The sequence below is a fragment of the Achromobacter sp. ISS7 genome (genome assembly GCF_056523125.1).
In genome coordinates this window covers 314,654-335,694 of record NZ_JAWRZD010000001.1, presented here as the reverse complement: position 1 = coordinate 335,694, position 21,041 = coordinate 314,654, and the positions used below count along the sequence as shown (strand labels likewise).

General features: G+C 66.8%; 19 protein-coding genes. 4 read left to right on the top strand and 15 right to left on the bottom strand.

Annotation, left to right across the window (positions count from 1 at the left end; translation table 11 throughout):
• Positions 1-39: 39 nt before the first annotated feature.
• The 14 genes from cysD to AC1HFW_RS01360 all read right to left on the bottom strand — a co-directional run bounded on the left by cysD (position 40) and on the right by AC1HFW_RS01360 (position 16,867).
• Entirely contained in the window at positions 40-948 is a 909-nt protein-coding gene (gene cysD / locus AC1HFW_RS01425; protein WP_006393643.1) for a sulfate adenylyltransferase subunit CysD, read from the bottom strand.
• Between the two features lie 40 nt (positions 949-988).
• A complete protein-coding gene (locus tag AC1HFW_RS01420) occupies positions 989-1,738 on the bottom strand; it encodes a phosphoadenylyl-sulfate reductase (RefSeq protein WP_479281570.1) in 750 nt (249 codons plus the stop codon).
• A complete protein-coding gene (locus tag AC1HFW_RS01415; protein ID WP_479281569.1) occupies positions 1,735-2,799 on the bottom strand; it encodes a sulfate/molybdate ABC transporter ATP-binding protein in 1,065 nt (354 codons plus the stop codon). The genes AC1HFW_RS01420 and AC1HFW_RS01415 overlap by 4 nt, the downstream gene beginning before the upstream one ends.
• Positions 2,800-2,824: 25 nt before the next feature.
• Positions 2,825-3,724: a sulfate ABC transporter permease subunit CysW gene (gene cysW, locus AC1HFW_RS01410; protein WP_006393641.1), complete on the bottom strand. Its 900-nt coding sequence runs from the start codon at positions 3,722-3,724 to the stop codon at positions 2,825-2,827.
• Positions 3,721-4,611, bottom strand: coding sequence for a sulfate ABC transporter permease subunit CysT (gene cysT, locus AC1HFW_RS01405; RefSeq protein WP_054429472.1), 891 nt, complete (start codon positions 4,609-4,611; stop codon positions 3,721-3,723). Before cysT ends, cysW begins: the two co-directional genes overlap by 4 nt.
• 24 nt (positions 4,612-4,635) lie before the next feature.
• The gene (locus AC1HFW_RS01400; RefSeq protein ID WP_035360099.1) at positions 4,636-5,664 is read right to left on the bottom strand and encodes a sulfate ABC transporter substrate-binding protein; all 1,029 of its coding nucleotides are present in this window, start codon (positions 5,662-5,664) and stop codon (positions 4,636-4,638) included.
• Between the two features lie 225 nt (positions 5,665-5,889).
• Positions 5,890-6,531: a peroxiredoxin gene (locus AC1HFW_RS01395; protein WP_054423700.1), complete on the bottom strand. Its 642-nt coding sequence runs from the start codon at positions 6,529-6,531 to the stop codon at positions 5,890-5,892.
• A 153-nt stretch (positions 6,532-6,684) separates the two neighbouring features.
• On the bottom strand, positions 6,685-8,511 hold the full coding sequence (locus tag AC1HFW_RS01390) for an acyl-CoA dehydrogenase (protein WP_479281568.1): 1,827 nt from the start codon (positions 8,509-8,511) through the stop codon (positions 6,685-6,687).
• A gap of 161 nt (positions 8,512-8,672) precedes the next feature.
• Positions 8,673-10,376, bottom strand: a complete 1,704-nt coding sequence (aspT, locus tag AC1HFW_RS01385) for an aspartate-alanine antiporter (protein ID WP_479281567.1) — start codon at positions 10,374-10,376, stop codon at positions 8,673-8,675.
• A 34-nt stretch (positions 10,377-10,410) separates the two neighbouring features.
• The gene (locus tag AC1HFW_RS01380; RefSeq protein ID WP_241073916.1) at positions 10,411-12,228 is read right to left on the bottom strand and encodes a bifunctional aspartate transaminase/aspartate 4-decarboxylase; all 1,818 of its coding nucleotides are present in this window, start codon (positions 12,226-12,228) and stop codon (positions 10,411-10,413) included.
• A gap of 48 nt (positions 12,229-12,276) precedes the next feature.
• On the bottom strand, positions 12,277-13,968 hold the full coding sequence (gene aspT / locus AC1HFW_RS01375; protein WP_198484914.1) for an aspartate-alanine antiporter: 1,692 nt from the start codon (positions 13,966-13,968) through the stop codon (positions 12,277-12,279).
• Between the two features lie 224 nt (positions 13,969-14,192).
• Entirely contained in the window at positions 14,193-15,122 is a 930-nt protein-coding gene (locus AC1HFW_RS01370; RefSeq protein WP_006393633.1) for an electron transfer flavoprotein subunit alpha/FixB family protein, read from the bottom strand.
• A 1-nt stretch (position 15,123) separates the two neighbouring features.
• Positions 15,124-15,873: an electron transfer flavoprotein subunit beta/FixA family protein gene (locus AC1HFW_RS01365; RefSeq protein ID WP_006393632.1), complete on the bottom strand. Its 750-nt coding sequence runs from the start codon at positions 15,871-15,873 to the stop codon at positions 15,124-15,126.
• 70 nt (positions 15,874-15,943) lie between these two features.
• Positions 15,944-16,867, bottom strand: a complete 924-nt coding sequence (locus AC1HFW_RS01360; RefSeq protein WP_081105058.1) for a histone deacetylase family protein — start codon at positions 16,865-16,867, stop codon at positions 15,944-15,946.
• Positions 16,868-16,877: 10 nt separating this feature from the next.
• On the opposite strand from AC1HFW_RS01360, the gene mltB reads away from it, so the two are divergent.
• A complete protein-coding gene (gene mltB / locus AC1HFW_RS01355; protein WP_479281566.1) occupies positions 16,878-18,038 on the top strand; it encodes a lytic murein transglycosylase B in 1,161 nt (386 codons plus the stop codon).
• Positions 18,039-18,069: 31 nt separating this feature from the next.
• Here the strand turns inward: mltB and AC1HFW_RS01350 are convergent, their stop codons facing one another.
• Positions 18,070-19,119: a cyclase family protein gene (locus tag AC1HFW_RS01350; protein WP_035361307.1), complete on the bottom strand. Its 1,050-nt coding sequence runs from the start codon at positions 19,117-19,119 to the stop codon at positions 18,070-18,072.
• A 68-nt stretch (positions 19,120-19,187) separates the two neighbouring features.
• Between AC1HFW_RS01350 and AC1HFW_RS01345 the strand changes: the two genes are divergently transcribed.
• The 3 genes from AC1HFW_RS01345 to AC1HFW_RS01335 are packed head-to-tail and all read left to right on the top strand — an operon-like array spanning position 19,188 to position 20,943.
• Complete coding sequence (locus tag AC1HFW_RS01345; RefSeq protein ID WP_479281565.1) at positions 19,188-19,391, top strand: helix-turn-helix domain-containing protein; 204 nt, start codon at positions 19,188-19,190, stop codon at positions 19,389-19,391.
• A 44-nt stretch (positions 19,392-19,435) separates the two neighbouring features.
• Positions 19,436-19,966: an IclR family transcriptional regulator gene (locus AC1HFW_RS01340; protein ID WP_479281564.1), complete on the top strand. Its 531-nt coding sequence runs from the start codon at positions 19,436-19,438 to the stop codon at positions 19,964-19,966.
• On the top strand, positions 19,963-20,943 hold the full coding sequence (locus tag AC1HFW_RS01335) for a Bug family tripartite tricarboxylate transporter substrate binding protein (protein ID WP_061072099.1): 981 nt from the start codon (positions 19,963-19,965) through the stop codon (positions 20,941-20,943). The genes AC1HFW_RS01340 and AC1HFW_RS01335 overlap by 4 nt, the downstream gene beginning before the upstream one ends.
• Positions 20,944-21,041 lie beyond the last annotated feature (98 nt).

The following is a 21,041-nucleotide window of genomic DNA, read 5'->3' as shown; positions in this document are numbered from 1 at the left end:
GTCCCCTGTCGGCCGGCCTGGCGCCGGCCACTCGTGCGATCAGAAATAGCCTTCCTTCTTGCGGCGCTCCATCGAGGCCTCGGAAGTCTGGTCGTCCATGCGCGTGGCGCCGCGCTCGGTGATGTCGGTCACCGCGGTCTCGGCGATGATGGCGGCCGTATCGGTGGCGTCGGAGGCTACCGGGCAGGTGCAGGAAATGTCGCCCACGGTGCGGAAGCGCACCGACAGGCGCTCGACCGTGTCGCCGTCCTGCGGCGGCGTCAGGCGCGTGACCGGCACCAGCAGGCCCTTGCGGCGCACCACCTCGCGCTCGTGGCTGAAGTAGATCGACGGCAGCGCCAGCTGCTCGCGCTGGATGTACTGCCAGACATCCAGCTCGGTCCAGTTGGAGATCGGAAACACCCGCATGTTCTCGCCGCGGTGCACCTTGGTGTTGAACAGGTTCCACAGTTCGGGACGCTGGGCCTTGGGGTCCCACTGGCCGAACTCGTCGCGGAACGAGAAGATGCGCTCCTTGGCGCGCGCTTTTTCCTCGTCGCGCCGGGCGCCGCCGATGCAGGCGTCGAAGCCGAATTCCTCGATCGCCTCCAGCAGCGTCACCGCCTGCGCGGCGTTGCGCGAGTCGGTCTCGCGCCGCAGCACCACGCTGCCGCGCTTGATCGAGTCTTCGACGCTGCGCACGATCAGCGTCTCGCCCAGCTCGGCCGCGCGGGCGTCGCGAAAGGCGATCACCTCGTCGAAGTTGTGGCCGGTGTCGATGTGCATCAGCGGGAACGGAAAGCGTCCCGGACGGAAGGCCTTTTCGGCCAGGCGCAGCAGCACCACCGAATCCTTGCCGCCCGAGAACAGCAGCACGGGTTTTTCGCTTTCGGCCGCCACCTCGCGCATGATGAAAATGGCTTCCGATTCCAGCCAGTCCAGGTGGCTGCGTTGGATCACTGCGGACATTGGTATTCCCCTAAAACGAATTCTTGAGACGTGACGGGTGTCAGGCGCGCGTGGTTTCCGCGACGATGCCGATGACCCGGTTGCCTGCATGCAGGCCGCATTCCTTGGAGTCCGACGACTCCCACCACCAGCGCCCGGCCCGCAGGTCTTCGCCCGGGCGAATGGCGCGGGTACAGGGCTCGCAACCAATCGACGGATAGCCCTGGTCGTGCAGCGGGTTGTACGGGATGCCGAGGGCGCGGATCACGCTCCAGACATCCTCCTCGCTCCACTCGGCCAGCGGGTTGAACTTGTACAGGCCGAAGGTCGGATCGTGCTCTTCCAGGTGCAGCTCGCCCCGGGTGGTCGATTGCGCCCGCCGCTGGCCGGTGATCCAGGCGCCGCGTCCGGCCAGCGCGCGCTTGAGCGGTTCGACCTTGCGGATCTGGCAACAGGCCTTGCGCAGCTCGACGCTTTCGTAGAAGGCATAGGCGCCGTGCTCGGCCACGTGGCGCTCGACCGCGCCGGCCTCGGGCCGGTACACGGTGACTTCGCGTCCGTAGCGCTCGCGCACCGCGTCCAGCACGCCCAGGGTTTCGGCGTGCAGCCGGCCGGTGTCGAGCGTGAACACCTCCAGGTCCAGGCCGGTGCCGTAGATGGCGTGCGTCAGCACCATGTCCTCGGCCGCCAGGGACGAGGCCAGCGCGGCGTCGGGATAGCGCTGGCGCGCGTCCGCCAGGCGCGCGACCAGTTCGTGCCAGCGCGCCGCGAGGGCCGGCTCCAGGCCGGCGGCGAGATCGGCGGCCGTCATGCCTGCACCGCGAAGACACGCGCCCGGCGCGGGCGGGCCAGCAGGATGTCGCCATCGCGCAGCGCCAGCTCGCGATACAGGTGCTCGGGCACCTCGGCTTCGATCACGGCGTCGGAATCCTCGCTGGCCAGTTCCAGGTACGCGCTGGGTCCGGCCAGATAGGCATGGGACAGGCGCACCGGGATGCCCGCGCCGCCCTCTCGATAGCGCTCGATGTCGAATTCGTGCGGCCGCACATAGGCGGTGGCGCGCTGCGACTCGGCCTGCGCCAGCTCGGGCGCCGGCAACGACAGGCCCGCCCCTTCCCAGACGCCGCGGGTGGCCACGCCCAGCAACTGGTTGACGTCGCCCAGGAAGCCATAGACGAACGGCGTGGCCGGCCCTTCCCAGACCTCGCGCGGCGTGCCGACCTGTTCGATCCTGCCGGCATTCATCAGCACCACGCGGTCGGCCACTTCCAACGCCTCTTCCTGGTCATGGGTGACGAACACGCTGGCTACATTCAGCTCGTCATGCAGGCGGCGCAGCCAGCGCCGCAGTTCCTTGCGCACCTTGGCGTCGAGCGCGCCGAACGGCTCGTCCAGCAACAGCACGCGCGGCTCCACCGCCAGCGCGCGCGCCAGGGCGATGCGCTGACGCTGGCCGCCCGACAGCTGCGCCGGATAGCGATCCGCCAGCCAGTCCAGCTGCACCAGGTTCAGCAGGTCGTGCACCTTGCGCCGGATCAGGTCTTCGGACGGCCGCTGCGAGCGATGCTTGACGCGCAGCCCGAAGGCGACGTTCTCGAACACCGTCATGTGCTTGAACAGCGCGTAGTGCTGGAACACGAAACCGACCTGGCGCTGGCGCACGTCGACCGCGGTGGCGTCCTCGCCGGCGAACAGCACGCTGCCCGTGTCGGCCGACTCCAACCCCGCGATGATGCGCAGCAGCGTGGTCTTGCCACAGCCCGAAGGCCCCAGCAGCGCCACCAGCTCGCCCGTCTCGATGTGCAGCGATACGTCGTTGAGCGCGCGGAACTGGCCGAAGCGCTTGGATAGATTGCGAACCTCGATACTCATGCTTGTCTCCGTCTGGCCGGCCGCGTCAGGCGACGGCCGGCTTGATGGCCACCGCGGGCCCGGGATACTCGACCGGCAATTCCGCCGCCTTCAGATAACGCGCGTTGCGCCACTCGACCACGTTCTTGGCCACCAGCGTCACCAACGCCAGCAGCGCCAGCAGCGAAGCCACCGCGAACGCCGCCGAATACTGGTATTCGTTGTAGAGAATCTCCACATGCAGGGTCATGGTGTTGGTCAGGCCGCGGATCTGGCCCGACACCACCGAGACCGCGCCAAACTCGCCCATGGCGCGCGCATTGCAGAGGATGGCGCCGTACAGCAGGCCCCACTTGATGTTCGGCAGCGTCACGCGCCAGAATATCTGCCAGCCGCTCGCGCCCAGCGTCAGCGCGGCCTGCTCTTCCTCGCTGCCCTGCGCCTGCATCAGGGGGATCAGCTCGCGCGCCACGAACGGAAAGGTCACGAACAGCGAGGCCAGGATGATGCCGGGCACGGCGTAGACGATCTTGAAGTCATGGTCCTGCAGCCAGCCGCCGAACCAGCCCTGGGTGCCGAACAGCAGCACGAACACCAGGCCCGCCACCACCGGCGACACCGAGAACGGCAGGTCGATCAGCGTGATCAGGAACTGCTTGCCGCGGAACTGGAACTTGGTGATGGCCCAGGCGGCGGCCACGCCGAACACCAGGTTCACCGGCAGCGCGATCGCGGCCACCAGCAGCGTCAGGCGGATCGCGGCCAGCGCGTCGGGCTCGACGATCGCTTCCAGGTAGAGCGCCCAGCCCTTGCGGAAGGCCTCGTAGAACACCGCGGCCAGCGGCACCAGCAGGAACAGCGCCAGGAAGCCCAGCGCCAGGAACAGCAGGATGCCGCGCACCCAGCGCGGCTCGGTCAGGTGGGCGGGACGGTCAACAAAACTCATGACGATCTCCCGAGGCCGCGACGGGCCTGCCAGCCCTGCAGCAGATTGATGATGAGGAGCAGCACGAACGACAGCACCAGCATCACGGTGGCGATGGCGGCGGCGCCGGCATAGTCGAACTGTTCCAGCTTGGCGATGATGAGCAGCGGCGTGATCTCGGACACCATCGGCATGTTGCCGGCGATGAACACCACCGAGCCGTATTCACCCACGGCGCGGGCAAAGGCCAGCGCGAAGCCGGTCATCAGCGCCGGCAGGATGGTCGGCAACAGCACGCGGCGGATGGTCTGCCAGCGGTCGGCGCCGAGGCTGGCCGCGGCCTCCTCGATCTCGCGCTCGACATCCTCCAGCACCGGCTGCACCGTGCGCACCACGAACGGCACGCCGATGAAGATCAGCGCGATCACGATGCCCAGCGGCGTGAACGCCACCTTCAGGCCGAACCAGTTGGCCAGCGGCGCGCCCAGCCAGCCCTTTTCGGCGTACAGCGCGGTCAGCGCGATGCCGGCCACGGCGGTGGGCAGCGCGAACGGCAGATCCACCAGCGCGTCCAGGATCTTCTTGCCGGGGAAGCGGTAGCGCACCAGCACCCAGGCCACGATGGTGCCGAACACCAGGTTCACCAGCGCCGCCAGCAGCGAGGCGCCAAAGGTGAGTTGATACGACGCCAGCACCCGCGGCGCCGTCACCGCATCCCAGAAGCCCTGCCAGCCCAGCGACGCGCTCTTGATCGGCAGCGCCGCCAGGGGAATCAACACGAGCACGCTCAGGTACAGCACCGCGTAGCCCATGGAAATGCCGAAACCGGGCAGCACGCCCGGGCTGTTGCGCCGAACGGCAAAAGGCGCCTGCGCGCCCTTTGCCGTCGGAATCGAGGCTGAAGTCATGGCCGTCGTCCGCTGGTTGTCCGCTTACTTCTTCTGCGGCTGGTAGATCTGGTCGAAGGTGCCGCCGTCGCTGAAGTGGTCCTTCTGCGCCTTGCGCCAGCCGCCGAAGATCTTGTCGTCGATGGTCACGAGCTTGACCTTGGGGAACTTGCTTTCGTACTTGGCGGCCACGGTTTTGTCGATCGGCCGGTAGTAGTTCTTGGCGATGATTTCCTGGGCCGTCGGGGTGTACAGGAACTCCAGGTAGGCCTGGGCCGCGGCGCGGGTGCCCTTCTTGTCGACGATCTTGTCGACGATGGCCACGGGCGGCTCGGCCAGGATCGACAGCGACGGCACCACGATGTCGAACTTGTCCGGACCCAGTTCCTCCAGCGCCAGGAAGGCTTCGTTTTCCCAGGCCAGCAGCACGTCGCCCACGCCGCGCTCGACGAAGGTGGTGGTGGCGCCGCGGGCGCCGGTGTCCAGCACCGGCACGTGCTTGAGCAGCTCGCCGACGTAGGCGCGCGCCTTGTCTTCGCTGCCGCCGTTCTTTTCCAGCGCGTAGGCCCAGGCGGCCAGGTAGTTCCAGCGCGCGCCGCCCGAGGTCTTCGGGTTGGGCGTGATCACCTGCACGCCGTCCTTGACCAGGTCGTCCCAGTCCTTGATGTGCTTGGGGTTGCCCTTGCGCACCAGGAACACGATGGTCGAGGTGTAGGGCGAGCTGTTCTGCGGCAGGCGCGCCTGCCAGTTCTCGGGCAGGAGACCGCGGTCGGCGATGGCGTCGATGTCATAGGCCAGCGCCAGCGTCACCACGTCGGCTTCCAGGCCGTCGATGACCGAGCGCGCCTGGCGGCCGGAACCGCCGTGCGACTGGCGGATGGTGAGGTCCACGCCGGCCTTTTCCTTGTACTGCTTGATGAAGGCGTCATCGATGGCGCGGTACAGCTCGCGCGTCGGGTCGTAGGACACGTTCAACAGCGTCTGCTTCTGCTGCGCCTGCGCCGGCGCGATCGCGGCGAGAGACATCGTTACCGCGGCCAAGGCGGCCAACCATCCGGCTTTCCTGAAAGACATTCCTTGCTCCCTTCCCGTGTTTGGCAATGTGGAAGCAAGTGTGCAGGCGGCCTGTTCTGAACGGAACGAATCATTCTTTGATTGCTCATCGCTCCCAGGCATATAGCGCGGTGGCCGCCCGATGTGAAAAAGCCGCGCATTCCCAGGGAATACGCGGCTTTGCGGGCGGTTGCGAGGCGCCATCCGGCAAGGCGGCGCGGGCCGCCTTGCGCACGGATTTCTTATTTACTTATTCGGTTGGGGCGTAATGCGCAGATAGGGACGCACCGCCTTGTAACCCTTGGGGAACTTCTGCTTGATCACGGCTTCGTCCTGCAGCGACGGCACGATGATGACGTCGTCGCCGTCTTCCCAGTTGACCGGCGTGGCCACGCTATGGCTGTCGGTCAACTGCAGCGAGTCGATGACGCGCAGGATCTCGTTGAAGTTGCGGCCGGTGCTGGCCGGATACGTGATGATCAGGCGCACCTTCTTGTTCGGGTCGATGATGAAGACCGAGCGCACCGTCAGCGTGGCGTTGGCGTTCGGGTGGATCATGTCGTACAACTCGGACACCTTGCGGTCCTTGTCGGCCAGGATCGGGAAGTTGACCTTGGTCGACTGGGTGTCGTTGATGTCCTCGATCCACTTGCTGTGCGAATCGGTGCCATCCACCGACAGCGCCAGCACCTTCACATTGCGCTTGGCGAACTCATCGGCCAGCTTGGCGGTGTAGCCCAGCTCGGTGGTGCAGACAGGGGTGAAATCGGCAGGATGCGAGAACAGCACTCCCCAGCTATTGCCCAGATACTCGTGGAAACGGATCGGGCCGGCCGAGGATTCCTGTTCGAAATCGGGCGCGGTGTCGCCCAGGCGTAGATGACTCATGGTGTCTCCTGCTTGCGGATTCAGGTTACGGAATCGACCGGCCGCCACGTCCGGCGGCCGGCTGGAAAAACGTCTCGGTGGCGGCCTGTGCCGCCCCTCGAAACGATTCTTCCATCAAACCTGTTGCAGGGGAAATACGCAAGACATATAACCTTATGCAATATTCGCGGCGGCGCCGCAGGCGTCGGCCACCACCCCGGCGCGCACCGCCGCCGACAGCGCCAGGGCGCGCGGCAGGATATGGGCGGCGTAGAACAATCCGGTCGCCAGCTTCTCGCGGTGGAACGGATCGGTCGACCCCGCGGCCAGGCGCCGACGGCACGCCAGCACCGCGCGCGCCATCTGCCAGCCGCCATGCACCACGCCGGCCAGCATCAGGTACGGCACGCTGCTGGAATACACCGCGCGGATGTTCGCCGCCGATTGCTCCAGGATGAACTCCACCCCGGCCTCATAGGCCTGGATCGCGCTGTCGAGGTTGTCGCGCAGCAGGCGCAGGCCGTCGCGCTCGGACGCGGCGGCGCGCGAGGATTCGGCCTCGACCGCGCGCAGCGTCTCGCGCATGGCGGCGATGGCGGCGTAGGCGGTGGCGCCGGCGTCGCGCTGGGTCTTGCGGCTGACCAGGTCGTTGGCCTGTATCGCGGTGGTGCCCTCGTAGATCGGCAGGATGCGGGCGTCGCGGTAGTACTGCGCCGCCCCGGTTTCCTCGATGTAGCCCATGCCGCCGTGCACCTGCACGCCGAGCGAGGCCACTTCCACGGCCGATTCGGTCGAGAAGCCCTTCACGACCGGCACCATGTACTCATAGAAGGCGCGGTTGCGGGCGCGCTGTTCGGGGTCGGGATGATGCGTGCCCTTGTCGTGCGCGGCGGCCGTCACATAGGACACGGCGCGCGCCGCCTCGGTCAGCGCCTTCATGGTCAGCAGCATGCGCTGCACGTCCGGATGGCGCGCGATCGCGACCGCCGCGGCGGAACCTTCCACCGCCCGTCCCTGCACCCGTTCGCGCGCATACGCCAGTGCGTGCTGGTAGGCGCGCTCGGACACGCCGATGCCCTGCTGCCCGACCGAATAGCGGGCCGCATTCATCATGATGAACATGTACTCCAGGCCGCGATTGAGCTCGCCGACCAGGTAGCCGATTGCGCCCTCGCCCACCTCGCCCTTGCCCGAGCCGTACAGCAGCACGGCGGTGGGGCTGCCATGGATGCCCAGCTTGTGCTCCAGCGAGGCGCACCAGACGTCGTTGCGCGGCCCCAGCGTGCCATCGGCGCCGACCAGGAACTTGGGCACGATGAACAGCGAGATGCCCTTGACCCCGGGCGGCGCATCCGGCGTGCGCGCCAGCACCAGGTGGATGATGTTCTCGGCCAGGTCGTGCTCGCCGTAGGTGATGAAGATCTTCTGGCCCGACAGGCGGTAGCTGCCGTCTTCCTGGCGCACCGCGCGCGTGGCCACCTGCGCCAGGTCCGAGCCGGCCTGCGGCTCGGTCAGGTTCATCGTGCCGGTCCATTTGCCGCCGATGAGGTTGGGCACGAATTTCTTGCGCTGTTCCTCCGAACCCACCGTGAGGATGGCTTCGATCACGCCGTCGGTCAGCATCGGGCACAGCGAGAACGCCAGGCTGGCCGCCTGGATGTTCTCGCCGGGCGCGGCCGCCACCAGCTTGGGCAGGCCCTGCCCGCCCCACGCCTGCGGATGCTGCAAGCCCTGCCAGCCGCCGGCCGCGTAGTCCTTGAAGCCCTGCGCGTAACCCGGCGTGGCGGTCACCTGGCCATCGTTCCAGACCGGCGGCCGCGTATCGCCGGGTACGTTCAGCGGCGCGATCGCCTGCTCGACGAAGCGGCCGTTTTCTTCCAGGATGGCGTCCACCAGGTCGGGCGTCACCTCCTCGAAGCCGGGCAGTTTGAGCACGTCATCCAGGCCGGCCAGTTCGTTCAGCGCGAAGCGGAAATCCTTCAGCGGGGTAAGGTAGGGCATCTTGTCTCCATGAGCCTGCTCCCGTGACGGCGGGGGCGGCGGGGTGCGATGGGATGCCGCCTTGGGCGACGCGCGTGGCGCGGTCGATGGCGGTCTCGGTAGTTTCCCTAGCCTATGTTAAACCCTGGCTCCACGTCATGGGGCGAAGCGCCCTGCCGGCGTCATCCGCCCAGATGGTGCGCCAGCGACACGATGATCGGCCCCAGCACCGGCAACAGCACGTTGGCGATGGCGTAGGTCACCGTGTAGCCCAGCAGCGGCACGGCGCTGCCGCTGGCGCCCAGGATGGCGCTGATGGCCGGCGTGCTGACGTGCTGGCCGGCGATGGCGCCCACCAGCAGCGGCCCTTCGATCTTGAGCAGCTTGTGGCCGACCCACAGCGACAGGCAGGCCGGCCCCAGCGACACCAGCAGCCCGATCAGCGGCAGCACGGCGCCATGCTCGCGGATCAGCGACACCGCCTCCGGCCCGGCCGACAGGCCGACGCAGGCAACGAACACCGCCAGCCCCAGATCCTTGAGCAGCTGCACCGCATTGGCCGGCATATGGCCCAGCGCTGGCCGCTTGGCGTTGACCCAGCCGCACACCAGCCCGCTGACCAGCGCGCCGCCGCCGCTGCCAAGCGACACCGGAATGCCCCAGAGACGGGCGCTCAGCGCGCCGATCAGCAGGCCGACCAGGATGCCGAACGCCAGGAACACCAGGTCGGTGACGCCGCTGCGCCGCAACTCGTTGCCCAGCGCCGCGCCGGCCTCCGACAGCTCGGGCTCGGCCCCCACCAGCGTCACCAGGTCGCCGTACTGCACCACCGTGGCCGGCGTGACCGGCAGCATGTGGCCGGAACGCTGGATCGATTGCAGGAACACGCCGCGCGCGCGCTGGGCGCCGGGCCGCTTGGCCAGCTCGCCCACGGTGTGGCCGTTGACCGCTTTCTTGCTGACGATGACCGACAGCTCGACCAGTTGCAGGTCGTCGGCGTGCGCCTCGGGCAGCTGGATCTCCGGCCCGATCACCGAGCCGGCCCGCAGCGCGAAGCGGCGCAGGCCCAGCACCACCACCACGTCGCCGGTGGCCAGCACGTCGTCGGGCGTCGGCTCGACCGCCTCGCCATTGCGCAGGATGCGGCTGATCGCGGTGCGGCCGCCCAGTTCCGCCTCGACCGCCGCCACCGTCTTGCCGGCGGCATCCTTGACCACGTGCGAGCGGCCCACCAGCCGCGGCAGGGTCGGCATGTTGACGTCGTCGGCCTCGCCCGAGGTCGCGCCGAGTTTCTCCTCCAGCGCCTTGGAGGCCTCGCGCAGGTTGATGCGCAGCAGCGCCGGCGCCACCTGGCTGGTGAAGAACACGATGCTGATCAGTCCCACCAGGTAGGTCAGCGTGTAGGCCGTGGCGATGTTGGCTTCCATCCGCTGCACCTCGGCATCGGCCAGGCCCAGGTGCTTGAGCGCCTCGGCGGCGGTGCCCACCACCGCGGACTCGGTCGCCGCCCCCGCCGCCAGCCCGGCCGCGGTGCCCGCGTCCAGGCCGAACAGCGGCACGGCCGCCAGCACCACGGTCAGCACCAGCACCGCCTCGATCAGCGGCAGCAGGATGTAGCGCAGGCTGGACCGGTTCAGGTTGGCGAAGAACTGCGGCCCGCCCGAATAGCCCATGGCGAAGATGAACAGGGCGAACGCGACCTCCTTCAGGTCGCCGCGCATCTGGCAGCCCGTCTGGCCGATCAGCAGGGCGACGATGAGCGTGCCGCACACGCCCCCCAGCTGGATCGGCCCGACCTTGAGCTTGCCGATCAGGTATCCCAACCCCACCGTCAGGAACAGCACCGCGATGGGAACGTTATTGAAAAACCCGATGGAGCACGTCATGAGGTCATGTCACCCTGGATGTGGTGGCAGCAGGCTACGACTTGATCCCTTTCTTGGCGGAACGCTCGGCCTTGGCGGCCTGTTTGACGGCCTGCTTCACCGCCTTCTTGGCCGCCTGCTTGCCGCCCGCCTTGCGCTTGGCGGCCGCGGCCTTGATCTTCTGGCCCTTGCCCGCGGTGGGGCCCGAACGCACCAGCTGGCCGGCCTTCCAGGCTTCGACGTATTCGGTGGCGGCGTCGACCATGTGCTTGCCGATCTTGGAATAGTCGCCGTCATCCAGGTTGGCCAGCGAAATGCGGATCGACCACGGCGGGCCGCCGAAGCCGCCGCCGTCCATCAGCACCACGCCGGACTTCTCGGCCAGGCGGAACAGGAAGTCGACCGGCTCGTAGTTCGACGTCATGTACTTGCAGAAGGCGTCGCCGTAGGTGTTCTTGGCCCACACCATGAAGTCCAGTTCGACGTAGTACCAGCCGCGCATCGGGTCTTCCGGCGGCAGCGGCGCCCCCAGCCCGCGCCACAGCGCGTCGCGGCGGGCGCGCACGATCTGCATGGTCAGGTGCTTGTAGGCGTCCTTCAGGTCCAGCAGGTGCGACAGCGCGAAGAAGCCCATCTGCACCTGCTGCGGCAGCGACAGGCCGGCCGTGTGGTTCAGCGCCACGTTGCGGCTGTCGGCCACCAGCCGGTCGATGAACTTGAGCTTCTCCGGCTCCATGGTCATGGCGCCGTAGCGCTTGTTCAGGCGGTTCTTCCACGACGCCGGCAGCTCGGCGATGCGGCGGTCCATGGTGTTCTTTTCGTGGGTCGCGATCACGCCCAGGCGCCAGCCGGTGCAACCGAAGTTCTTCGAGAACGAATACACGCAGATCGTGTTGTGCGGCACCTCGGCCATCAGCGAACGGAAGTTGGGCACGAAGGTGCCGTACACATCGTCCGTCACCAGCACCAGGTCCGGATTCTTGCGGATCAGGCCCACGATCTGCTTCATCTCGACCGGGCTGAACGCGACCGACGGCGGATTGCTGGGATTGACCGTCACCGCCAGCTTGATCTTCGGGTTCTCGAGCTTGGCGATCTCCGAGGCCGGATAGTGCCAGTCATGGGTGCCGTCGGCGCGCACGCTGCTGGCGTTGATGGCGACGATCTTGAACTGGAAGCGCTCCAGGTGCGCGATCTCGATGTAGGGCGTGAAGGTCGGCAGGAACAGCGCGATGGTGTCGCCCTGCTTGAGCAGGCCGTTCTGCATCAGCGAATCGAAGATGTAGCACATGGCCGCCGTGCCGCCCTCGACCGGGAACAGGTCGAACTTGCCCTTGGGCGGACGGCCGTCGCACATTTCCTTGATCAGGTAGTCGTGCACCACCTGCTCCAGGTGCACCAGCGCGCGCGGCGGCACCGGATAGTTGTCGCCGATGACGCTGTCGGTCAGCTCGTGGATCCATTCGTCGGGCACGAAGTTCTTGATCTTCACGCCGTACTCCAGCACCCCGGCCAGGAAGTCCGCGCCCGCCGCGCCCTTGTTCTTGGACAGGAACTTGCGCAGGCGGTCGGCGCAGCCCTTCTTGGGCGGCATGCCCGCCAGGATCACGTCGTCGCGCACCCGGCGCGCTTCCTTCATGGCGAACTGGCCCAGCAGGAAAAAGGCGTCGCGCGGTTCGGTGGCGATCCAGTTGGGATTGCCGCGGCCGGCGTTCAACATGGTCAAGGCGGCGGTCTGCTGGCTGTCCTTGGCCAGCGTGATCAGGTAGTCCTTCAGTTCGAAGGGCGACAGCTGCTCCAGATCGCGCTGGCGCGAACGGGTGGTTTTCAGGGCCGAGGCCAGGCTGACGGTGAGAGGCGCGGTGGAAGCCATTGTTCAGTACTCCTGGTTTGCGATTGACAGGCGCGGCGGAAGATCCCGCTAGGTCATGAGCATGACGATGACAATGCCCCAGATGATGAGCAGGGTATTGCCGATGGCGTACGGCACCGTGTAGCCCAGGGCCGGCACCTGGCTCTTGGCGGTCTCGGTGATCTGGCCGATGGCGGCCGTGGTGGTGCGGGCCCCGGCGCAGACGCCCAGCACGATGGCCGGATGGAACTTGAACACGTAGCGGGCGATGTACACCCCCAGGATCATCGGGATGCTGGTGGCGATGATGCCGGCGATGAAGAGCTTGGCCCCCAGCTGCTGGAAGCCCTGCACGAAGCCCGGCCCGGAACTGATGCCAACCACCGCCACGAACGCGGTCAGGCCGACCGATGTCAGGAACCAGTGCACCGGTTCCGGCACGCGGCCGAAGGTCGGATGCACCGACCGCAGGTAGCCGAAGATCAGGCCGGCGATGAGCGAGCCGCCCGAGGTCGACAGCGTGATCGGGATGCCCCCTACGGTCAGCACCAGCGTGCCGAACAGGCCGCCCAGCAGGATGCCGAAGCCCACGAACACCATGTCGGTCTGCTCGGTGGCGCGGTCCACGTAGCCGACCTTGCCGACCACCCGTTCGACGTCGCGCTTGGCGCCCAGGATGAAGAGGCGGTCGCCGCGGTCCAGCTTCAGGCCCCAGTTGACCGGCATCTCGTGGCCGCCGCGCACCACTTTGCGCAGGAACACGCCGCGCCCCAACTGGCGCACCGACTCCATTTCGGAGATTTCCTTGACCGTCTTGCCGGCCAGGTTCTTGTTGGTCAGCACCACCTCGATGATCTCGGCCGGCAGGTTGAGCAGGTCGCGGTCCTCGACCTCCACGCCGATGATGCCGGCCGCCTGCAGCACCAGCGCGTCATGCCGTCCGGTCACGCCCAGCACGTCGCCGGCCTGCAGCACCGTGGTGGAATCGTTGTCGATGATCTGGTCGCCGCGGCGGATCCGCTCGACGAACACGCGTGCCTCGACGAACCGCGACTCCAGATCACCCACGGTCTTGCCGACGAATTCCGGGTGGTCGAGCTTGTAGGCGCGGGCCGTGAACTTGCGGTAGCCCGACAGCTCCATCGAGTCGGCGCCGCCGGACATCTTGGCCTCGTACTCCTTGCACTCCTTGACGATGTCCACGCGCATCAGCTTCGGCCCCAGCGAGGCCAGCAGCCAGGCGCTGCCAACCGTGCCGAAGATGTAGCAGACCGCGTACGCCACCGGGATGCTGTCGATCCATTTCTTCTTGGTGGCCGCGTCGATGCCCAGGCCGTTGATGGTGTCGGTCGCCACCCCCATCACCGCGGAAATGGTCTGCGCGCCCGACAGCAGGCCCGCGCCCGTGCCGGCATCGAAGCCAAAGCCGACGGCGGTGCCCCAGGTGACCAGCAGGCAGATGACGCAGATGACGACGGCGAAGATCACCTGTGGCAGGCCATCGCTTTTCATGCCGCGGAAGAATTGCGGCCCGACGCCATAGCCCAGGCCGAACAGGAACAGCAGGAAGAAGACTTGCTTGACGATGGGCGCGATCGTGATGTCGAGCTGGCCGACCAGCACGCCGACCAGCAAGGTGCCGGTCACCGCCCCCAGGTTGAATCCGAATATCTTTTTGGCACCGATCCAATATCCCAGACCAAGGGTCAGGAATATCGCCAGTTCCGGATATTTTCGCAGAGTGTCAAAGAACCATTCCATCCCGAATCTCCTTCGTTATGTACAGGCCAAGCACTTGCGCGAATCCTAGCTGCGCGCGGCATACATTATCAGAATCTTTCAGAAGATCAAAAGATTCCCACCATAAATATCAAATGGTTTCGATTGTCAGCCAGCAATAAAGATCATCGGCCATGAATGAAAAAAGCCCGCGGACAATAATGTCCGCGGGCTTTTGGGCCTGCCTGCGCCCGAAACGCGTTGGTTTACAGCGCGCTGGTCAGTTCGGGAACGACCTGGAACAGATCACCCACCAGGCCATAATCGGCCACGCCGAAAATCGGCGCTTCGGCATCCTTGTTGATGGCGACGATGACCTTGGAGTCCTTCATGCCGGCCAGATGCTGAATGGCGCCGGAAATACCGACGGCCACGTACAGCTGCGGCGCAACAATCTTGCCGGTCTGGCCGACCTGCCAATCGTTCGGCGCGTAGCCGGCGTCGACCGCGGCGCGCGAGGCGCCCAGGGCGGCGCCGAGCTTGTCGGCCAGCGGATCCAGGATCTTGAAGTTCTCGGCGCTGCCCAGGCCACGGCCGCCGGACACCACGACGCGGGCGCCGGCCAGTTCCGGACGGTCGCTCTTGGCGACTTCGCGGCCGACGAAGCTCGACAGGCCGGAATCGGCCACGGCGGCGACGTCCTCCACGGCGGCCGAGCCACCCTGCGCGGCCACGGCGTCAAAGCCGGTGGTGCGCACGGTGATGACCTTGACCGGGTCGGCCGATTGCACGGTGGCGATGGCGTTGCCGGCGTAGATCGGGCGCTGGAAGGTGTCGGCGGATTCGACACCAATGATGTCGGAGATCTGCGCCACGTCGAGCTTGGCGGCGACGCGCGGGGCGACGTTCTTGCCCGAGGCGGTGGCCGGGAACAGGATGTGGCTGTAGCCGGAGGCCACGGCCAGCACCTGGGCGGCGACGTTCTCGGCCAGGCCGTCGGCCAGTTGCGGCGCGTCGGCCAGCAGCACCTTGGACACGCCAGCCGCCTGGGCGGCCTGGTCGGCCACGGCGCGGGCATTGGCGCCGGCGACCAGCACGTGGACGTCGCCTCCGATCTTGGCGGCGGCGGCGACGGCGTTCAGGGTTGCGCCCTTGAGCTGGGCGTTATCGTGTTCGGCAATAACCAGCGTCGTCATTTCAAACCACCTTCGCTTCGTTCTTGAGTTTGTCCACCAGGGCCGCGACATCGGCCACCTTGATGCCGGCCTTGCGGGCGGGCGGCTCGCTGACCTTGAGCGTCTTCAGGCGGGGCGCCGGATCCACGCCCAGGTCTTGCGGGCTGACGGTGTCCAGCTGCTTCTTCTTGGCCTTCATGATGTTGGGCAGCGTGACGTAGCGCGGCTCGTTCAGGCGCAGGTCGGTGGTGATGATGGCCGGCAGCTTGAGCGACAGCGTTTCCAGGCCGCCGTCCACTTCGCGCGTGACGGTGACCTTGCCATCGGCCAGTTCGACCTTGCTGGCGAACGTGGCTTGCGGCCAGTCCAGCAGCGCGGCCAGCATCTGGCCGGTCTGGTTGGCGTCGTCATCGATGGCCTGCTTGCCCAGGATCACCAGTTGCGGTTGTTCCTTGTCGACCAAAGCCTTGAGCAGCTTGGCCACGGCCAGCGGCTGCAGTTCGGCATCGGTCTGGACCAGCACGCCGCGGTCGGCGCCGATGGCCATGGCGGTGCGCAGCGTTTCCTGGCATTGCGCGACGCCGCAAGAAACCGCCACGACTTCGGCCACGGAGCCCTTTTCCTTCAGGCGGGTGGCTTCCTCGACGGCGATTTCGTCAAAGGGGTTCATGGACATCTTCACATTGGCGATATCCACGCCGGTCTGATCAGACTTGACGCGCACCTTGACGTTGTAGTCAACGACGCGCTTGACAGGTACCAACACCTTCATCCCGCTGCCTCCAAATGGAAATAATTACCCGGCATGCGCCGGGATCGCATTGCACAATTTTTTCCTGATTCTACAGCTTCGCCAGCGCCCGTATATGGGCCACGACGCTGCGTCCCAGGGCGGACAGGTTGTAACCGCCCTCGAGCGTGCTGACGATACGGCCCTGGCAGTGGCGTTCGGCCACGTCCACGAGCTGCTCGGTGATCCATGCATAGTCGGCCTCCACCAGCCCCATTTGACCCATGTCGTCCTCGCGATGGGCATCGAAGCCGGCTGAAATCAGAATGAGTTCCGGGCGGTGCGCCTCGAGCCGCGGCAGCCAGGTGTCGGTGACGATGGTGCGCACGGCGGCGCCCGCCGTATAGGCCGCCACCGGCACGTTGACCATGTTGGCCGCCGGGTGCTCGGTGCCGCTGTTGGGAAAGAACGGGTGCTGGAAAATGCTGCACATCAGCACGCGCTCGTCGCCGGCGAAGACGTCCTCGGTGCCATTGCCGTGGTGCACGTCGAAATCGACGATGGCCACCCGCGACAGGCCGTGGAAGTCCATGGCGTGGCGGGCCGCGATGGCCACGTTGTTCAGGAAGCAGAAGCCCATCGCCTGCGAGCGGCAGGCGTGGTGCCCGGGCGGACGCACCGCACAAAAAGCGGTGCGGGCCTCGCCGCCGATCACCGCGTCGACCGCCGCCACCCCCGCGCCGGCGGCGTACAGCGCGGCCTCGTAGGTGTGCGGATTCATGAGGGTGTCGGGATCTATCGGGTAATACCCTTGCTCGGGCGTATGTTCGCGCAAACTGTCCAGGTACTGGACAGTGTGCACCCGCAGCACGTCATGGCGGGACGCCTGGGGCGCCTGCCGGTCATCCAGATAGGGCATCAGGCCGCTGGCGAGCAATTGGTCGGAAATGGCGTCCAGCCTCTGCGGGCTTTCCGGATGCCAACTGCCCATTTCATGCAAGCGGCATGCCGGGTGGGTAAGATACATGGTCTCCATAAGGAAGATTATGTTCATCTGTCGGCGATTACTGCAACTCGGCACTTTGTCGGCCCTCCTGGCCGGCTGCTCCACCACCGCTCCCACCGCCTCGAATCCGTCCGCCGTCCAGCCCCCCGCGGCCACCGCCGGCAACCCCGCCCCCATCCGCATCGGACCCGCGGCGCCGCCCCCCGGTCCCGAATTGGCGGACGACGGCCCGGCCGCCCTCACCCCCAGCGGCGTCCTGCGCCCCGAGGTGCGCAGCTTCGTCGAAAGCCTGGCCGCCGAACGCAATCTGCCGCTCAAGCCGATGGTCTCCGCGCTCGAAAGCACGCGCTACAACGCCACGGTGGCGCGCCTGATCGCGCCGTCGCCGCCGGGCAAGAAGATCTGGCGCAGCTGGCTGACCTACCGCTCGCGCTTCGTCGAACCGAAGCGCATCGGCTGGGGCGTGGAGTTCTACAACGAGCATCGCGACCAGCTCAACCAGGCCGCGCAGCGCTTCGGGGTGCCGGCGCCGATCATCGCCTCGATCATCGGCGTTGAAACGCTGTATGGCCGCAACATGGGCAATTTCCGCGTGCTGGACGCGCTGACCACGCTGGCCTTCGATTATCCGGACCCGGCCAAGCCCGAGCGCGCCACCATGTTCCGCGGCCAGTTGGCCGACTTCCTGACGCTGGCCATGAGCGGCAAGCTCGACCTCGAAACCCGCGGCTCCTACGCCGGCGCCATCGGCATGCCGCAGTTCATGCCCACCAGCATCAAGCACTATGCGGTGGACGGCGACGGCAGCGGCCATATCGACCTGACCAACAACACCCGCGACGCCATCATGTCGGTCGGCAGCTTCCTGTCGCAGCATGGCTGGCAACGCGGCCTGCCGGTGTTCGCGCCGGTGGCGCTGCCGGCCGATCCCACGGCGCTGGTGGACGGCGGCCTGGAGCCCAAGCAGACCTGGAGCACGCTGACCGCCGCCGGCGCGCGGCTGCAGCCGGGCGCCTCGGCCAATGGCTGGGGCGCGCAGCCCATGGGCATCGTCGATCTGGTGGAAGAAGCCCGCGGCACCGCGCAGTACCGCGTCGGTACGCCCAACTTCTTCGCGCTGACCAAGTACAACCGCAGCTATTTCTACGCCACCGCGGTGGCCGACCTGGCCAGCGAAATCGAGGCGCGCGTCGGCCGCTGAGGGGGCGGTGCCCGCGCCGCCCCGTTACGCTTCAGACCGTGGCCACCGGCGTGGCGGGCGAGCCCACCGCGCCCGGCAGGTTCAGCGGCGGCGCGGTCAGGAGGAAGCGGCTGCGGCCGTTGGCGGTCAGCCAGCGGGCCAGCGCGCCCAGGTACCACATCTCGCCGATCGGCAGGCCGAGCTTGAAAATGCAGTGGTGGTGCAGCGGCAGCGCCGCGCAGCAGGCGTTGGGCTTCTGCGTCGGGTAGATTTCCAGCGCATGGTTGTCCGACGCCATCGCCGCCACCTTGGAATCGGTGATCCACTGCAGCAGCTTCTCGTCGCTGCCGTCCAGCCCGGCGCAGATCTCGTGCAGGGTGTGGTGATCCGGCTGACGCGCCTTTTCCAGCAACGCGTCGCCGAACTCGGTGTGGAACAGCACGATGTCGCCCTGCTCGATCTCGATGCGGTCGGCCTCGATGATGCGCATCAGGTCGTCATAGCCCACCGACTTCTGCTCGCGGCCGAAATGCCGGGCCAGATCGACCATCACGCCGCGGCTCTGCAGGCAGGATTCGGCCAGCTGGGTGATGTCCAGTTTCTTGGCATGGGAGGCGCCGCCCTGGCCCAGATCGGTCTTGGCAAAGCCGTTGTCGACGTCGTAATCGACCGGGCCGACCACGTGCTCGTTGGGACGGTAGCCGTTGTAGTAGACGCGTTCGGGCAGGCCGTCGCCATTGGCGTCGAACAAGGCGCCCACGTGCGCCAGCGAGTCCCACTGGGTCGAGTACTGCAGGCTCATCTCGACGATGTCGTCGCTCAGCACGTCGACGCATCCCGGACGCAGGCGGCCCAGCGGGAAGTTCAGGTACTGGTCGCCGTCGCGCTCGGTCGGGCGCAGCTTGGGCGGATGGCGGCGCACGTTGACGCCATTGCCGCCCGGATAATCCAGCGGCAGCGACAGACAGAAGCTCAAGCCCTCGCGGACTTCCTGGATTCCCTTCATCACGTTTGCGGGAGTGATGTAATTCAGGCAACCCCGTTGGTCATCAGGGCCGAAGTCTCCCCAGTTGGATCCCTCGGGACGGTTCTTCCATCTCATGTGGCGCGGCTCCTTGGCCATGAATTAAGAATTTGACACAAATTTATCACATATAGGATAATAACATCATGGATGTGAAAACAGCCGCACGAGTCCTGGATGTTCTGAACCTCTTCGCCGAGGCGCAGAAGCCGTTGCTGTACAGCGAGATCGCCGCGCAGATGGAGATCCCGCTGTCCAGCTGCCATGGTTTGCTCAAGACGATGGTGGCGCGCGGCTATCTGTACGAGATCGGCAAGAAACACGGCTCTATTACCCGACGCAGAAGCTGATCCACGTCGCCACCCTGATCTGCCGCAGCGACCCGCTGAACGCGGTGATCGAACCGGTGCTGGCGCGAGTGCGCGACATCACCGGCGAGACCGCCCTGCTGGCCAAGCTGGCCGACGACAAGGTCGTGTACCTGATCGTCGCCGAATCCAAGCAGACCATCCGCTTCTCGCACCAGCCCGGCGGATTCAAGGCGGTGCATGCCACCAGCTCGGGCAAGGCCCTGCTCTCGGTGCTGCCCGAGGACGAGCGCCAGAAATGGTTCAAGACCTACCCCGGGTTCGCCTCGTACACCGAGACCACCCTCACCAGCCAGGCCGCGTTCGACCGCGACCTGCAGGCCGGCATCCAGCGCGGCTGGCAGCGTTCCCTCGGCGAAAACGTCGAGGACGTGATGTCCATCTCGCTCGGTTTCCGCGCCTATGAACAACCCTTCGCCATCGTGGTGGCCGGCCCCCTGGGGCGCATGCAGAAGAACGAAGCCACCACTGGCCAGCAACTGAAAGAGGTCAAGGCGCTGCTGTACGCGGCCCTGCCCTCGGCCAACCTTACCTTTGTAGGAGAAGACAGCAGATGAACAAGCGCACTTTGCTCGCCGCGGCATGCTCGGCGATCGCCATCGGGGCCCTGCCGCTGGCTGGCGCGCAGGCGCAGGACGCCTATCCCGACAAGCCGATCCGCGTGATCATGCCGTGGGCCGCGGGTGGCCCGACCGACGTGGTGGGCCGCGTGATCGCGGTGCGCATGGGTGAGATCCTCGGCCACCCGCTGGTGATCGAAAGCCGTCCCGGCGCCAGCGGCACCATCGGCGCCGCCCAGGTCGCGCGCGCGCCGGCCGATGGCTACACCGTGCTGATGAACCCGTCGGTGCAGGGTATCTACCCCGCCCAGTTCAAGAGCCTGACGTTCGATCCGATCAAGGACTTCCGCATGGTCGGCGTGCTGGGCACGGTGCCGATGGTGGCGGTGGTGCCGCCCGATTCCAAGTTCAAGACCTTCGGCGAACTGATCGCGCAGGCCAAGGCCCAACCGGGTTCGCTCAGCTTCGCCTCGCCCGGCGTGGCCACGCTGCCGCACCTGGCGGGCGAGCTGATCAATACCACCACCAAGGCGTCCATCTCGCACGTCGGCTACCGCGGCAGCAGCCCGGCCCTGACCGACGTCGCCGGCGGCCACGTCGACCTGATGTACGCGCCGCTGGCGCCCGCCCTGCCCCTGATCCAGAGCGGCAAGGTGCGCCCGATCGCCGTCACCACCAAGACCCGCCTGGCCGAGCTGCCCGACGTGCCGACCATCGCCGAGAGCGGCCTGCCTGGTTTCGACATCGTCACCTGGTACGGCATGTGGGTGCCCAAGGACACGCCCGAACCCATCATCGCCAAGCTCAACAAGGCCATGATCGAGGCGTCGCAATCGCCCAAGGTGATCGAGGCGCTGAAGTCGCAAGGCACCCTGCCCAGCACCATGAGCTACCAGGAAGCCGAAGCCTTCAACCTGGCCGAAAGCGCGCGCTGGATCAAGGTCATGAAGGACGCCAACATCCAGCCCGAATAAGGACTGGCCTAGCCCGGCTGATCGCGGCCGGGCGCGCAATGCAAACGCCCCACGCCCCGGACGATCTCCGGAACGCGGGGCGTTTTTCCTGGGCGCGC